Here is a 15244-nt window from a genome sequence, read left to right on the forward strand (position 1 = left end):
CGTGATCGGGGTGTCAGTCGGCGCCGGGATCGGCGGTGAAGCCCGCCGCCGCAATGCCGGCGCCCGCCGCCGCCTCGTCATTCTCCGACGTGTCGCCGGAGATGCCGACCGCGCCGATCACCTCGCCCGCCGCGTCGCGGATCAGCACCCCGCCCGGCACCGGCACCAGCGCGCCACCGACCACGCTCGTCACCGAGGCGACGAAGAACGCCTGTTCCTTGGCCCGCTTGAAGATCGAGCGCGAGCCCATGCCGAGCGCGAGCGCGCCATAGGCCTTGCCATGGGCGACCTCGAAGCGCTTCAGGCTGGTGCCGTCCTCGGCCGCCGACACCTTCACCGCGCCGCGCGCGTCGAGCACGACCACCGCCATCGGCTTGAAATGGCCGGCCCGGCAATGGTCCAGCGCGGTGGAGAGGATGGTCTGGGCGGCGTCGAGACTGAGACTGGACATGCGTTTCCCCTTTATGGGCCTGATTTTCCGTGCCCGAATGTGCCTTTCGTCGACGCTTGGTCAAGTCTCGCCTTGCCTTCTCGGCGGATTTTTGCATTCATAATTCATAGTTCGGTCTCGCCAAGGATCGGCGCCGCCTGTCTGGCGTCGGTTGCCGGCGTTGCCGCGCGAATAAAAGCACCGGGGAACCGGGCACTGAGGAAACCCAAAGGAGCATGCCATGATCCGCCTCACGCGAATCGTGTCGGCGATTGCCGGCACCGTCTTGCTTGCCGCCACGGCGGCAGCCGAGCCCGTCGAAATCAAGCTCGGCCATGTGGGCGAGCCGGGTTCACTGTTCGACCAGACCTCGCAGGAATTCGCCAAACGCGCCAACGCCAAGCTCGGCGACAAGGGCCATGTCGTCGTCTACGGCTCCAGCCAGCTCGGCAGCGACAGCGAGCTGCTGAAGAAACTGAAGCTCGGCACCGTCGACCTCGCCCTCCCCTCGACCGTGATGACGACGGTCGCGCCCGAGTTCGGCCTGTTCGAGATGCCCTATCTGGTCAAGGACCGCGACCATGCCGTGAAGATCCGCGACGCGGTGATCGAGCCGGTGCTGGTGCCGATAGCCAAGGACAAGGGCTACGAGATCATCGCGGTGTGGGAGAACGGCTTCCGCCAGATCACCAACAACAGCCGCCCGATCAACAAGCCCGAGGACCTGAAGGGCATCAAGCTGCGCGTGCCCAAGGGCGTGTGGCGCGTGCGCATGTTCCAGGCCTATGGCGCCTCGCCGAGCCCGATGGCGCTGTCGGAGGTCTTCGTCGCGCTGCAGACCGGGGTGATGGACGGGCAGGAGAACCCGCTGGCCCAGATCTACCCCTCGCGCTTCCAGGAAGTGCAGAAGTACCTGTCGATGACCGGCCACGTCTACACCCCGGCCTACCTCACCGCCGGGCGCAGCTGGTCGAAGCTGCCGCCGGACGTGCAGAAGGCCCTCGCCGAAACGGCCGTCGAGATGCAGCCGGTGGCGCTGGAGATCGCCGCCAAGCTCGACGACGAGCTTCTCGGCAAGCTCAAGGACGCCGGCATGCAGGTGAACGAGGTCGACAAGGCCGCCTTCATCGAAGCCTCCAAGCCGGTCTATGAGGAGTTCGCCAAGGAAGTGCCGGGCGGTCAGAAGCTGATCGACGACTCCCTCGCCCTCGGCAAGGGCTCCTGAGCCCGTTCCAGCCGGCGGCCGCGCGCGGCGCGCCGGCTGGAACGCCCCCATACACGCCCCCCCCCGCTCCTTCAGAACGCGCGGCCGAGCCCCCGCGCCCTTGGATCAGCAACATGCTCGCAATAAGAAGATCCTACGACCGGATCTTGGAGGTCGTCGCCGCGCTGCTGATGGCGGCCCTGACCGGCATCATTGTGCTCGGCTTCGTCTTCCGGGCCCTCGGCCTGTCACTGGTCTGGTACGACGAGATCGCCTCGATCGGCCTGTGCTGGCTGACCTATTACGGCAGCGCCCTGGCCGCCCTGCGCGGCGCGCATATCGGCTTTCCCGGCATCGTGAACGCCTTTCCGCCGGCGCTGCGCGTCGCCAGCACCATCGCCGCTGAAATCATTGTCCTTGCCTTCTTCGTGATCCTCGCGGTCACCGGGCTGGAGGTTCTGGACATTCTGCAGGGCGACACGCTGGTCTCGATTCCGTCCGTCTCGCTGGTGGTCACCCAGTCGGTGATCCCGATCACGGCGGTGCTGTTCATCATTGCCGAGCTGCTGCGCTTTCCCGAGGTTCTCGCCGCCGCGCGCGGCGCCGGCTTCGAGGACCATGAATTGAAGGAAGCGCTCGAAACCGTCCAGGAAACCGCTTCGTCCACCGGAGGCACCTCCCGATGAGCAGCACGATGGGTCTTATGTTCATCGGCCTGTTCGGCATGGTGCTGCTGAACGTGCCGATCGCGGTGGCGCTCGGCATGGTGGCGGTGATCGCCATCTGGGCGACGCAGGGCACCGACATGCTGCCGAACGTGGCGCTGGTCATGTTCGAGGGCGCCACCAACTTCCCGCTGCTCGCCATCCCGCTGTTCATCCTGGCGGGCGGCATCATGAACTCGTCGTCGATTTCACGGCGGCTGATCAACCTCGCCTCCGCCATGCTCGGCTTCGTGCGCGGCGGCCTCGCCATGGTGACGATCGGCTCGTCGATGTTCTTCGCCGAGATTTCCGGCTCGGCGGTCGCCGGCGTCGCCGCGCTCGGCTCGCTGCTGATCCCGGCCATGAAGAGCCGCGGCTACAGCAAGGAGTTCGCGGCGGCGATCTCGTCCTCCTCGGCGAGCCTGGCGATCATCCTGCCGCCCTCCATCCCGATGATCCTCTACGCGGTGATGGCGCAGGTCTCGGTGGTGAAGATGTTCATCTCCGGCCTGCTGCCGGGCCTGCTCGGCGGCGCCGGGCTGGCGCTGGCGAGCTGGTACTACGCGGTGAAGAACGACTTCCCGGTCGAGCAGCGCTTCGCCTGGAGCCGGCTGGTGACGGCGTTCCGCGAAGCGCTGTGGGCGCTCATGCTGCCGGTCATCATCCTCGGCGGCATCTTCGGCGGCTTCGTCACCGCCACCGAGGGCGCGGCGGTGGCGGTGTGCGCGGCGCTGTTCATCGCCATCGTGGTCTATCGCGAGCTCAGCTTCAAGGCGCTGTACCGCGCCCTGGTTGATGGCGCGCTGCAGACGGCGGTGGTCATGCTGCTGGTTGCCGCCTCGGCGCTGGTCGGCGTGTTCCTCACCGAGAGCCGGGTGCCGCAGGCGCTGGCCGCCTCGATCGCGGAGTTCACCACCAACCCCTACCTCGTGCTGCTGCTGCTCAACATCCTGTTCCTGATCCTCGGGATGTTCCTGCACTCGGCGGCCGCGATCATCCTCACCGTCCCCATCGTCCTGCCGCTGATCCAGCAGGTCGGCATCGACCCGGTGCATTTCGGCCTGGTGCTGACGCTGAACCTCGCCATCGGCCAGCAGACGCCGCCCGTCGCCTCGGTCTTGATCGCCGCCTGCTCGATCGCGAAGTCCGACATCTGGCAGACCACCAAGGCCAATATCGGCTTCCTGCTCGTCCTCGTCGCGGTGCTGCTGATCTGCACCTATGTGCCGTGGTTCGCGCTGGCACCGACGCAATGGTTCTATGGCGACCCCTCGATCGGCGCCATGCCGGTCAACTGACCGCCAGAACACCCGACACGACCGACCTCCCCGGCTCGCGCCGGGGAGGTTTTTGTTTGCCCGCAGGATCGACAATGAAAAGGCCCCGCACCGGTGGGCGCGGGGGCCTTGAGAGGGGGGCGCCGGTCGGCGTTGGCTACTCCGCCGCCTCCAGCGTGCGTGCCGGCGTGCCGGCCCGTGCCGCGGCAAGGCTCTGCGCCAGCACCTGCACCACATGCACCGCGTCGCGGCCGGCGCCGTCATGGATCTGATGGCGGCAGGAGGTGCCGTCGGCCACCACCAGCGTTCCCGCCTCCGCCTCGCGCACCGCCGGCAGCAGCGACAATTCGGCCATGGCGAGCGAGGTGTCGATGGTCTCGGCGTGATAGCCGAAGGCACCCGCCATGCCGCAGCAGCTCGACTCCACCGTCTCCACCTGCAGCCCCGGCACAAGGCGCAGCGCCTTCTCCACCGCGCCCATGGCGCCGAACGCCTTCTGGTGGCAATGGCCGTGCAGCAGCGCCTTCTCGGCCAGCGGGGCGAGCGGCAGGTCGAAGCGGCCGGCGTCGATCTCGCGGGCGATGAACTCCTCGATCAGCAGCGCATGGGCGGACAGCGTCTGCGTCCCCTCCCCCGGCAGCATGGAGGGCAGTTCGTCGCGGAAGGCGAGCAGGCAGCTCGGCTCCAGCCCCACCACCGGCACGCCGCGAGCCACGAACGGGGCGTAGGTCTCGACCACCCGCCGCGCCTCGGCCCGCGCCTCGTCGACGAGGCCGGCGGAGAGGAAGGTGCGCCCGCAGCACAAGGCGCGGCGGTTGCCGTCGACGGGGCGCGGCATGTGCACCCGGTAGCCGGCGGCGACCAGCACCTCCAGCGCGGCGACGACGTTTTCCTTCTCGAACCAGCGGTTGAAGGTGTCGGCGAACAGCACCACCTCGCGCCCGCCCTCCGGCCCGAAGGCGACGGCGTCCTCGTGGAAGGCGTCTCGCCGCCAGCGCGGCAGGGTGCGGCGGGCGCTGAACTGGGCGAGAATCTCCGAGAACTTCGCCGCCCCCGGCAGCCGGTCGCGCAGGTTCAGCAGCCACGGCACCCTCGATGCCGCCGCCGCGTAATGCGGCATGTAGGCGACCAGGCGCTGGTGCAGGGTGATGCCCCTGGCCTTGGCCCGCGCCGCCAGCGCCTCGATCTTCATCTTGGCCATGTCGACACCGGTCGGGCATTCGCGCCGGCAGCCCTTGCAGGAGACGCAGAGCTTGAGCGTCTCCATCATCTCGTCGGAGGCCAGCGCGCCCTCGCCGAGCCGGCCGGAGATGGCGAGCCGCAGCGTGTTGGCGCGCCCGCGCGTCACGTCGCGCTCATTGCGGGTGACGCGGTAGCTCGGGCACATCACCCCGGCCACCGCCTTGCGGCAGGCGCCGTTGTTGTTGCACATCTCGATGGCGCCCTGCAGGCCGCCGCCCTCGCCGGAATAGCCCGACCAGTCGAGCGCCGCCGCGATCGGCGCCACCTTGTAGTCGGGGGCGTAGCGGAACAGGCTGCGGTCGTCGAATTTCGGGGCGCGCACGATCTTGCCGGGATTGTACAAACCGCCGGGGTCGAAGCGGTCCTTCACCTCCTCGAAGGCGCGGACGATCCGCGCGCCGAACATGCTCTCGTGGAATTCCGAGCGCACGATGCCGTCGCCATGCTCGCCGGAATGCGAGCCCTTGTACGCGCGCACCATGGCGAACGCTTCCTCGGCGATGGCGCGCATCGCCTTGACATCCTTCTCCAGCCGCAGATTGAGCACCGGGCGCACATGCAGGCAGCCCTCCGAGGCGTGGGCGTACCAGGTGCCCCTGGTGCCATTGCGCTCGAACACGTCGGTCAGCCGCGCCGTGTAGTCGGCGAGATGCGGCAGCGGCACCGCGCAATCCTCGACGAAGGAGACCGGCTTGCCCGCCTGCTTCATCGACATCATGATGTTGAGTCCCGAGGTGCGCACATCGGCGATGGCCGCCTGCAGCCCCGCCTCGCGCACCGGGACGACGCCGCCCCAGCGGGCACCGTCGCGGTCCCAGCCGAAACCGAGATCGCCCATCGTGTCTTCGAGCAGCTTCAGCCGGCGCTCGTTCTCGGCCTCGTCCTCGGCGAACTCGACCAGCAGGATGGCGTCGGGCGTGCCGCGCACGAACTGCTTCAGCGTCGCCTGGAACATCGGGATCTCGCCGGCCAGCGCCAGCAGGGTGGCATCCACCAGCTCGACCGCGATGGGCTTGAGCTTCACCAGATGCTGCGCGGCGTCCATCGCCTGGTAGAAGCTGCCGAAATGGCAGGCGCCGATGACCTTCTTGCCGATGAGCGGCCACAGCTTCAGCTCGATGCGGGTGGAATAGGCGAGCGTGCCCTCCGAGCCGACCAGAATATGGGCGAGATTGGCACCGCGCTCGTTGGGCACCAGCGCGTCGAGATTGTAGCCGCCGACCCGGCGCTGCACGGCGGGAAAGCGCGCCGCCACCTCGCCGGCCTCGCGGGTGCCGAGGTCGAACAGGTCGCGGGCGAGCGGGGCCAGCGGCGAATCGAGCGGCAGGCTGGAGAGGTTGTGGTCCACCGCGCCGAAATGCGCCTTGGCGCCGTCGGCCAGCATGGCGTCGATGGAGAGCACATTGTCGCGCATCGTGCCGTAGCGCAGCGAGCGCCCGCCGCAACTGTTGTTGCCGGCCATGCCGCCGATGGTGGCGCGGCTCGCGGTGGACACGTCCACGGGAAACCACAGCCCGTGCTTCCTAAGCGCCCGGTTGAGGTCGTCGAGCACGATGCCCGGCTCGACCACGCAGCGCCGGTTTTCGACATCGAGTTCCAACACCCGGTTGAGGTGTTTGGAACCGTCGACCACCAGCGAATCGTTGATGGTCTGCCCGCATTGCGAGGTGCCGCCGCCGCGCGGGGTGACGGGAATCCCTTCCGCCCGCGCCAGCGCGATGGCGCGTTCCGCCTCCTCGGTGGTGCGCGGCACCACCACGCCCAGCGGCATGATCTGATAAAATGAGGCGTCGGTGGCGTAGCGTCCGCGATTGAAGCGGTCGAACCACACATCTCCCGAAACTTCCGCTTTCAGACGCCGCTCCAGACCGGGCGTCAGCCGTGCCGCCATAATGCCTTCACTCCCTCGCGCCCGCATTGGAGGCGCCGGCGGCCTCCCCATGGACTTGAACGCATTTTGCATTCATAATTCATTTATGCAAGATGAGACGCGCCGGGGCCCATGTCCGGCACGCCTGTCTGCCGTCCGTGAAGAGGCGCGCGCATCAACGGCGCCGACCAAGGGAGAGAAGAGAATGTCCACCAATGCCGCCCGGGTCGCGGGTCGTCATTTTCTGCAGATTCCGGGGCCGACCCCGGTGCCCGACCGCATCCTGCGCGCGATGGACATGCCGACCATCGACCACCGCGGCCCCGAGTTCCAGAAACTCGGCAAGCGCGTTCTGGAAGGCATGAAGAGCGTCTTCAAGACCGCCAACCCGGTCATCATCTACCCCGCTTCCGGCACCGGCGCGTGGGAAGCCGCGCTTGCCAACGTGCTCTCGGCCGGCGACAAGGTGCTGATGTTCGAGACCGGGCATTTCGCCACGCTGTGGAAGAACATGGCGATCAAGCTCGGCCTGCACCCGATCTTCATCGAGTCCGACTGGCGCATCGGCGCCGATGCCGACGCCATCGAGGCGCGCCTGCGCGAGGACAAGGCCCACGAGATCAAGGCGGTCTGCGTCGTCCACAATGAGACCTCTACCGGCTGCATCTCGCTCATCCCCGAGGTCCGCAAGGCCATCGACGCCGCCGGCCACCCGGCACTACTGCTGGTCGACACCATTTCCTCGCTGGCCTCGATCGACTTCCGCCACGACGAGTGGGGCGTCGATGTCACCGTCTCCGGCTCGCAGAAGGGCCTGATGCTGCCGCCCGGCCTCTCCTTCAACGCCATCTCCGACAAGGCGCTGGCGGCGGCGAAGAAGTCGACCACGCCCAAGCTGTTCTGGTCGTGGGAGGAGATGCTGCCGCATAACGAGAAGGGCTTCTTCCCCTACACGCCCGGCACCAACCTGCTCTACGGCCTCGCCGAGGCCATCGACATGCTGCACGAGGAAGGGCTCGACAACGTCTTCGCCCGCCATGACCGCCATGCCGAGGCCACCCGCCGCGCGGTGCGTGCCTGGGGGCTGGAAGTGCTCTGTCGCGAGCCGAAATACTACTCGTCCTCGCTGACCGCCGTCATGATGCCGGACGGCCACGACGCCGACGCCTTCCGCGAGAAGACGCTGAACCATTTCGACATGTCGCTCGGCACCGGCCTCACCAAGCTGTCCGGCCGGGTGTTCCGCATCGGCCATCTCGGCGACACCAACGACCTCACCATGCTCGGCGCGCTCTCGGGCGTCGAGATGGGGCTTTCGGTCGCCGGCGTGCCGCACAGGAAGGGCGGCGCCCAGGCGGCGATGGACTACCTCGCCGAATGCGCCGCGAACCCGATGAGCGCCGCGGCGTGATTCCAACAGCTCCGGCCGGCACGCGAGGTTCGTCGACCTTGCGAAATTCGCCCGCCGGGGCGATTTAAGGGTATTGGACAACATATCTGCCGCGCCCTCCCGGCGCGGCGATTCGGAGTTTCGCCTTATGGCGATGTCGGACACGGCCATCATTCCCCGGCGCAGCCTGCATGACGAGCTGGCGGCGCAGCTGCGCGACATGCTGATGCGCGGGGACCTGAAGGCCGGCGACAAGATTTCCGAGCAGGCCCTGTGCCAGCGCTTCGGCGTCTCGCGCACCCCGCTGCGCGAGGCGCTGAAGGTGCTGGCCAATGAGGGGCTGGTGATTCTCTCGCCTAATCGCGGCGCCAGCGTCGCCCGGGTCTCGCCCGACGAGGTGGACGAACTCTTCCCCATCATGGGTGCGCTGGAGGCGCTTGCCGGCGAGGCCGCCTGCCTGCGGGCCACCGACGCCGACGTCGCCCGCGTGCAGGCCATGCATGACGAGATGCTGGCGCATTACCGCGCCGGCGACCCCGCCGCCTATCTCAGGCTCAACCGCGCGATCCACGAAGCCTTCTTCGACATCGCCGGCAATCATGCGCTGACCCAGCTCTACCAGACCCTGATGGTGCGCATCCACGCCGTGCGCTTCATCGCCCAGAAGTCCAGCGAACGCTGGCGCGAGGCGGTGAACGACCATGAGGAGATGATGGCCGCGCTGAAGGCGCGCGACGGTGCCCGGCTCGGCACCGTCCTCAAGGAGCACCTGCGCCACAAGGCGGCGATGGTGCATGAATCGCTCGATCTCCCCAGCTCCCGCGCCGCCGAATAGGGCCTCGTCGCACCCCGTCGCGTCGCGTCATCCCGGACGATCGAAGGCCGGCCCGGGATTGTCGCCATGCGGGCGGGCGATCCCGGCTGTGCGGCTTCGCCTCCGGCAGGGATGACACGTGAAAGGGGCGGGACGCTCGGCCGCGCCCCCTGCCCTCACGCTGCCTTCAGTTCGCCCGCACTGCGCAGCGCGCCCTCAAGGGCCGCCTCGCGCCGGCCGGCGGCGATGCCGTCGGCGACGATGAATTCCGGCTCGATGCCGACGAAGCCGAACACCCAGCGCAGATAGGTCTCGGCGTGCTCGGCCACCGCCGCGAAGGCCGGGTCGGCATAGTTGCCGCCGCGCGCCAGCGCCACGATCACCCGCTTGCCGGCCGCCAGACCGGTCACCGCGCCGTCCGCGCGATAGGCGAAGGTCTTGCCCGGCACCAAGATGCGGTCGATCCAGGCGCGCAACTGGGTGGGGATGGAGAAATTGTACATCGGCGCGCCGACCACGACGATGTCGGCGGCGAGAAAGTCGTCGAGCGCCTGCTGGCTGGCCGCATCGCCCTTGCCGCCCGACAGCGGGTGGTCGGCCGGCATGCTCGCCGGCGTGGCGTGCGGCAGCGGATCGGCCGCGAGATCGCGATAGACAACGTTGAGCGAGGGGTCGGCCGCGGCCAGCCGCGCCACGATGGCGGCGCTGACCTGCCGGCTCACCGAATGGCCGCCGAGAATGGAGGAGTCGAGATGCAGAAGCGTCTTGCTGGACATGGTGGGGTACCGTGGCTCCATGGTTACGATTTGTTACCTGGACTAATTACGTACCTACCACTACAGTGCGCAAGAACGCACATCGATCAACCTGAGGCACATCGAAGTGACTGAGGAACATGACCATTTCCACACCGAGGGCTGCCTCGGGATCAGCCGCGTGCTCGCCCGCATCGGCGACAAATGGAGCGTGCTCATCGTCATGCTGCTCGCCGACGGGCCGCGCCGCTTCAACGAGATGAAGCGCATGATCGACGGCATCTCCCAGCGCATGCTCACCCTCACGCTGCGCGGGCTGGAGCGCGACGGGCTGGTCTCGCGCACGGTGTTCCCGAGCATTCCGCCCCGGGTGGATTACGAACTGACGCCGCTCGGCCATTCGCTGCGCGAGCCGGTGATGGCGCTCGGCCAATGGGCGCAGGCGAACCTCGTCGGCATCGCCGAGGCGCAGGCCGAATTCGACCGCCGCAGCGCCGACGCGGCCGCCGAACCGCCGCTTCAGCGCGCGGCGGGCATGCGGTAGCGCCTCCCGCGCGCCTTCCTTGATGGAGGCCCGCCGGGCGGGCCCTCGCGCGCAGCGCGCGGACGCATACGCTCCGCGCCAACGGTCGAACGTTCTGCGTATATAATTATTGATGCAATTTGTGGGATGCGCTAGCTTTCGGCCGGCGTAGCGCGAGCCCCCGGCCGCGCCGGCGTGATTGTCTTCCCGACGCCGGCGATTCCCGGTTATCCTTCGGTCAGGAAACGCACAGGCTCGCAGAAGCCGCCAGGGAAACAACGCATGCCGTCTGCCCCCATCATCCGTCATTCTCTCCACGAGTCCCTCGTGGCGCCGCTGCGGGAGATGATCCTGCAGGGCGAACTGCGGCCGGGCGAGAAGGTGCCGGAGGAACAGCTCTGCGAGCGCTTCGGCGTGTCGCGCACGCCGATCCGCGAGGCGCTGAAGGTGCTGGCGGCGGAGGGCGTGCTGCAGATCCTGCCGCATCGCGGCGCCATCGTCGCCCGCATCACCGAGGAGCAGATCGAGGAACTGTTTCCGATCATGGCCTCGCTGGAGCGCCTCGCCGGCTTGCTCGCCTGCGCCCGTGCCTCGGATGCCGACATCGCCCGCGTCCGCGCCCTGCACGACCGGATGATGGAGCATTTCGAAAAGGGCGAGGAAGCCGAATATCTGCGCCACAACCGGCTGATCCACGAATCCTTCTTCGAGATCGCCGACAATGTGACGCTGTCCGCCTTCTACCAGCAGATCCTCACCCGCATCCACGCCTGCCGCTTTGTGGTGCGCAAGAGCCGCGAGCACTGGGCGGCGGCGGTGATCGAGCACAAGGCGATGATCGAGGCGCTGGAGGCGCGCGACGCCCCGCGCCTCGCCGAGCTGCTGGAAAGCCACGTCATGGGCACCACGGCCGGCATCGCCCGTGCTTTCATCCAGCGCACCATCGCCAGCGCCGCCGGTCAGCCCGCGCCGCGCGCGAGGCGGGCCGCCGCCCCCCAGGGCGCCTGAGCGACCGGCGCCCGCCAAGAGATGGCGTCGCCTTGAGTGTCTGTAATTATTGATTGTGCATTCGGGCTCAGGCCCACCGCAGAAAGGAAAGCCGATGAGCGATGTTCTGGATCAGGCCCGCGAAACGCCCGCCGCGCCGCAGCGCGCGGCCGGGACCCAATCCGCCGCTCGCCCGCTGCCGCTGGCCGGCGTGCGGGTGCTCGATGTCAGCCAGGTGATGGCCGGCCCCTATAGCTGCATGCTGCTCGGCGATCTCGGTGCCGACGTCATCAAGATCGAGCCGCCCGGCACCGGCGACCAGACCCGCGGGGCGATGGGCTTCAAGATGAAGGGGCCCGACAGCATGGGCTTCCTCAACATGAACCGCAACAAGCGCTCGGTCGCCATCAACCTGAAGAGCGAGGCCGGCCGCGAGCTGTTCTACGAGCTTGTCAAGACCGCCGACATCCTGGTCGAGAACTACCGGCCCGGGGTGATGAAGAAGCTGAAATGCGACTATGAGACGGTGGCGAAGTACAATCCCCGCCTCGTCTACGCCTCCATCTCCGGCTTCGGCCAGACCGGCCCCTGGGCCGGGCGCCCCGGCTTCGACCTGATGGCGCAGGCCATGTCCGGGGTGATGAGCGTCACCGGCCACCCCGGCGGCCCACCGGTGAAGGCCGGCGTGCCGGTGGCCGACATCGGCTGCGGCCTGTTCGCCACCTATGCCGTGCTCGGCGCCTATATCGGCGCCAAGAACACCGGCGAGGGCCAGTATATCGACGCCTCGCTGTTCGAAGCGGCGCTGGCCTTCTCCGTCTGGGACATCTCGGAATATTGGGGACGGGGCACACAGCCGATCCCTCTCGGCACCGCCAACCGCATGACCGCCCCCTATCAGGCGGTGAAGTCGCAGGACGGCTATTTCGTCATGGGCGCCACCAGCCAGAAGCTGTGGCTGCAGCTGTGCGAGACGCTGGAGCGCCCCGACCTCGCCGCCGACCCCCGCTTCACCGCCATTCCCGACCGCCTCGACCACCGCGAGGAACTCATCGCCGAGCTGGAAAAGACCTTCGTCACCCGCACCTCGGACGAATGGGTGGAAACCCTGCTCGCCGTCGGCATTCCCGCCGGCACCATGTATACCTACCCTCAGGCCTTCGAGAGCGAGCACGGCCGGCACCGGCAGATGCGCATGGAGATCGACCACCCCCATGAGGGCAAGGTCTCCAATATCGGCTTCGCGGTGAAGCTCACCGGCACCCCGCAGCAGGTGACCCGCCATCCCCCGCTGCTCGGCCAGCACAATGACGAGGTGCTGAAGGAGATCGGCCTCGACGCCGCCGCCGTGGAAAGCCTCACCGCGCGCGGGGCGTTTGCGTCATGAATATTGCCGCCCCGACGGAAACCAAGGCCGCGCCCGACCAGGGCCGCGTCCATTTTTCCCGAGACGGCGCGGTCGCGCGCCTCGTCTTCGACCGCCCCTCCGCCCGCAACGCCATGACCTGGGCGATGTATGAGCAACTGGCGCAGGCCTGCGCGGCGATCGCCGCCGATCCCGCGATCCGGGTCGCGGTGCTGCGCGGCGCCGGCGGCAGGGCCTTCATCGCCGGCACCGACATCGAACAGTTCCGCGCCTTCACGTCAGGCCAGGACGGCATCGCCTATGAGGAGAAGGTCGACCATTATGTGAGCCTGCTGGAGCAGGTGCCGGTGCCGACCGTCGCCGTGGTCGAGGGCTGGGCGGCGGGAGGCGGCATGGCGCTGGCCAATGCCTGCGACTTCCGCCTCGCCACGCCGGGCGCCCGCTTCGGCGTGCCGATCGCCCGCACGCTGGGAAACTGCCTCTCGGCCTCGAATCTCCAGCGCCTCGTGGCCACGCTGGGGGTCGGCATGGTGCGGCGCATGCTGCTGGCCGCCGAGATGCCCACCGCCGAGGAGATGCCGGCGGGCTATGTCGCGATTCATGCGCCGGAAGCCATCGACACCGCGCTCGACGAACTATGCGGACGCCTCGCCGGCAACGCGCCGCTTACCCTGCGCGTCACCAAGCAGATGCTGGCCCGCCTCGCCCATGACCCGCACGCGCCGGACGCCGACCTCGTGCGCGCGATCTATGGCAGCGCCGATTTCCACGAAGGCGTCGAATCCTTCCTCGCCAAGCGCCCGGCGCAGTGGCGGGGGGAGTAGGTCCCCCCCCCCTGAGCCGGCGTGATCCCGGGGCTCGGCCCGGGGATCACGCCGGCTCAGGCACCAAAAACGTGAATGGCCGGGTCAAGCCCGGCCATGACGATCATCGGTGGTGCATGGGCCTCAGCGGATCGGCGGCGCGTACTGGATGCCGCCGGCGCTCCACAGCTGGTTGATGCCGCGCGGAATGCCGAGAGCCGACTGCGCGCCGACATTGCGCTCGAACACCTCGCCGTAATTGCCGACGCTCCCGACGATCCGCACCGCCCAGTCCTTGCTCAGGCCGAGCTTCTCGCCATAGGCGCCGTCCGAGCCGACGAAGCGCTTCACGTCCGGCTTGTCCGACTTGAGCGCCTGGTCGAGCGTCCCGGTGCTGATGCCGAGTTCCTCCGCGTTCACCAGCGCGTAGAAGCTCCACTTGACGACGTTGAGCCAGTTGTCGTCGCCCTGGCGCACCACCGGGCCGAGCGGCTCCTTGGAGATCACGTCGGGCAGCACGACATGGTCGGCCGGCGTGGCGAGCTTGAGGCGCAGCGCGTAGAGCTGCGACACGTCGGTCGTCAGCACGTCGCATTTGCCATCGGCATAGGCCTTCACCACCTCGTCGACGGTGGGAAGCTGGATCAGTTCCAGCTCCATCTTGTTCTGCCGGAAATAGTCCTGCACGTTCAGCACGCTGGTGGTGCCGCTCTGGGTGCAGACCTTGGAGCCGCCGAGTTCGAGCGCGCCCATCACGTTCTTGGCCGTCGGCACCATGAAGCCCTGGCCGTCATAATAGGAGACGGCGGCGAACAGCAGGTCGAGATCGGCCTCGCGCTGCATGGTCCAGGTCGAGTTGCGCGAGAGCAGGTCGACCTCGCCCTTCTGCAGCGCCGGGAAGCGCGCCTCGGCGGAAAGCGGCACATACTCGACCTTCGACGCATCGTCGAAGATCGCCGCCGCCACCGCCTTGCAGAAATCGACGTCGAAGCCGCTCCACTGCCCCTTGTCGTCCTTGGCCGAGAAGCCGGCGAGGCCCTGGCTGACGCCGCATTTCAGCGTGCCGCGCGCCTTCACGTCCGACAGCGTATCCGCCTGCGCGACGCCGGCCGTGAGAAGAACGCCGGCGGCGGCCAGCGCGGTTGCGATCCTGTTCATCTTTCCCCCAGTCTGAATCGAAAGGCGAGCGGCGAGACGCGCGGCGCTCACAGTTCCGGCGCTTGCCGGATGATCACCTTCGTCCCCACCGGGACACGATTATAAAGATCCTGCACGTCGGAATTGACCAGGCGGAAGCAGCCCGACGAGATCGCCATGCCGATGGTGTTGGGCATGTTGGTGCCGTGGATGCGGTAGACCGTGGAGCCGAGATAGAGCGCCGCGGCGCCCATCGGGTTGCCCGGCCCGCCGGCCATGAAGCGCGGCAGATAGGGCTGGCGCTGGATCATCTCCGGCGGCGGGGTCCAGTCCGGCCATTCCGCCTTGCGGCTCACCTTCTGCAGCCCGGCCCACTGGAAGCCGTCGCGCCCGACGCCGATGCCGTAGCGCAGCGCCCGGTTGTTGCCGAGCACGAGGTAGAGAAAGCGCTCATTGGTGTGGACGATGATGGTGCCGGGCGGCTCGTTGGTGCGGAAATAGACCGGCTGCCGGCGGAACGCCGGGTCAAGCTGTTCTTCACCCGCCGAAGGCACATAGCCGGGCTTTTCCGGCACATCGACGATCTGGTTGCCCATACCGGCGGCCGGGCGCATCTGGGCATTGGCGGTGCCAAACGGGAACGCAAGGCTGGCGGCCAGCGCCGCCGCCATCAGGCCGGCTCCCATCATACGAAGACGCATGTCGTCACTTCCCCTCCGAAAGTACGGCCCGCCGAGGCGGC

14 protein-coding genes are annotated in these 15244 nt (G+C 68.0%); 9 read left to right on the forward strand and 5 right to left on the reverse strand.

The features are described 5' to 3' along the window. Positions 1 to 13: 13 nt before the first annotated feature. The gene (locus KHC23_RS07840; protein WP_213371189.1) at positions 14 to 451 is read right to left on the reverse strand and encodes a GlcG/HbpS family heme-binding protein; all 438 of its coding nucleotides are present in this window, start codon (positions 449 to 451) and stop codon (positions 14 to 16) included. Between the two features lie 220 nt (positions 452 to 671). Here KHC23_RS07840 and KHC23_RS07845 point away from each other — a divergent pair, with 220 nt between their 5' ends. From KHC23_RS07845 to KHC23_RS07855, 3 genes are all read left to right on the forward strand, one after another. After that, entirely contained in the window at positions 672 to 1655 is a 984-nt protein-coding gene (locus tag KHC23_RS07845; protein WP_213371191.1) for a TRAP transporter substrate-binding protein, read from the forward strand. 146 nt (positions 1656 to 1801) lie between these two features. Next, positions 1802 to 2320, forward strand: coding sequence for a TRAP transporter small permease (locus KHC23_RS07850; protein ID WP_246544414.1), 519 nt, complete (start codon positions 1802 to 1804; stop codon positions 2318 to 2320). Then, complete coding sequence (locus KHC23_RS07855; RefSeq protein WP_246544416.1) at positions 2317 to 3636, forward strand: TRAP transporter large permease; 1320 nt, start codon at positions 2317 to 2319, stop codon at positions 3634 to 3636. The genes KHC23_RS07850 and KHC23_RS07855 overlap by 4 nt, the downstream gene beginning before the upstream one ends. Positions 3637 to 3772: 136 nt before the next feature. On the opposite strand, the gene KHC23_RS07860 is transcribed toward KHC23_RS07855, so the two are convergent. Further along, positions 3773 to 6748 (reverse strand): FAD-binding and (Fe-S)-binding domain-containing protein, encoded by a 2976-nt coding sequence (locus KHC23_RS07860; protein ID WP_213371194.1) that lies wholly within the window; start codon positions 6746 to 6748, stop codon positions 3773 to 3775. A gap of 184 nt (positions 6749 to 6932) precedes the next feature. Between KHC23_RS07860 and KHC23_RS07865 the strand changes: the two genes are divergently transcribed. Both KHC23_RS07865 and KHC23_RS07870 read left to right on the forward strand, forming a co-directional pair. Beyond that, positions 6933 to 8138 (forward strand): pyridoxal-phosphate-dependent aminotransferase family protein, encoded by a 1206-nt coding sequence (locus KHC23_RS07865; protein ID WP_213371196.1) that lies wholly within the window; start codon positions 6933 to 6935, stop codon positions 8136 to 8138. A 127-nt stretch (positions 8139 to 8265) separates the two neighbouring features. Continuing rightward, positions 8266 to 8952, forward strand: a complete 687-nt coding sequence (locus KHC23_RS07870; RefSeq protein ID WP_213371198.1) for a GntR family transcriptional regulator — start codon at positions 8266 to 8268, stop codon at positions 8950 to 8952. Positions 8953 to 9107: 155 nt separating this feature from the next. Here the strand turns inward: KHC23_RS07870 and KHC23_RS07875 are convergent, their stop codons facing one another. After that, complete coding sequence (locus KHC23_RS07875; protein ID WP_213371200.1) at positions 9108 to 9707, reverse strand: FMN-dependent NADH-azoreductase; 600 nt, start codon at positions 9705 to 9707, stop codon at positions 9108 to 9110. A gap of 106 nt (positions 9708 to 9813) precedes the next feature. Here KHC23_RS07875 and KHC23_RS07880 point away from each other — a divergent pair, with 106 nt between their 5' ends. The 4 genes from KHC23_RS07880 to KHC23_RS07895 all read left to right on the forward strand — a co-directional run bounded on the left by KHC23_RS07880 (position 9814) and on the right by KHC23_RS07895 (position 13386). Continuing rightward, entirely contained in the window at positions 9814 to 10230 is a 417-nt protein-coding gene (locus KHC23_RS07880; RefSeq protein ID WP_213371202.1) for a winged helix-turn-helix transcriptional regulator, read from the forward strand. Between the two features lie 261 nt (positions 10231 to 10491). Further along, positions 10492 to 11217, forward strand: a complete 726-nt coding sequence (locus KHC23_RS07885; protein WP_213371204.1) for a GntR family transcriptional regulator — start codon at positions 10492 to 10494, stop codon at positions 11215 to 11217. A gap of 94 nt (positions 11218 to 11311) precedes the next feature. After that, positions 11312 to 12583, forward strand: coding sequence for a CaiB/BaiF CoA transferase family protein (locus tag KHC23_RS07890; RefSeq protein ID WP_213371206.1), 1272 nt, complete (start codon positions 11312 to 11314; stop codon positions 12581 to 12583). Then, entirely contained in the window at positions 12580 to 13386 is an 807-nt protein-coding gene (locus KHC23_RS07895) for an enoyl-CoA hydratase (protein WP_213371207.1), read from the forward strand. The genes KHC23_RS07890 and KHC23_RS07895 overlap by 4 nt, the downstream gene beginning before the upstream one ends. A gap of 123 nt (positions 13387 to 13509) precedes the next feature. Here KHC23_RS07895 and KHC23_RS07900 read toward each other — a convergent pair whose 3' ends face one another. After that, positions 13510 to 14523, reverse strand: coding sequence for an amino acid ABC transporter substrate-binding protein (locus KHC23_RS07900; RefSeq protein WP_213371208.1), 1014 nt, complete (start codon positions 14521 to 14523; stop codon positions 13510 to 13512). Positions 14524 to 14570: 47 nt separating this feature from the next. Next, positions 14571 to 15203 carry a L,D-transpeptidase gene (locus tag KHC23_RS07905; protein WP_213371209.1) on the reverse strand — a complete coding sequence of 211 codons (633 nt, stop codon included), beginning with the start codon at positions 15201 to 15203 and terminating at the stop codon, positions 14571 to 14573. Positions 15204 to 15244: the final 41 nt, after the last annotated feature.

The organism is Ancylobacter dichloromethanicus, assembly GCF_018390645.1.
GTDB classification, from domain to species: Bacteria; Pseudomonadota; Alphaproteobacteria; order Rhizobiales; family Xanthobacteraceae; genus Ancylobacter; species Ancylobacter dichloromethanicus.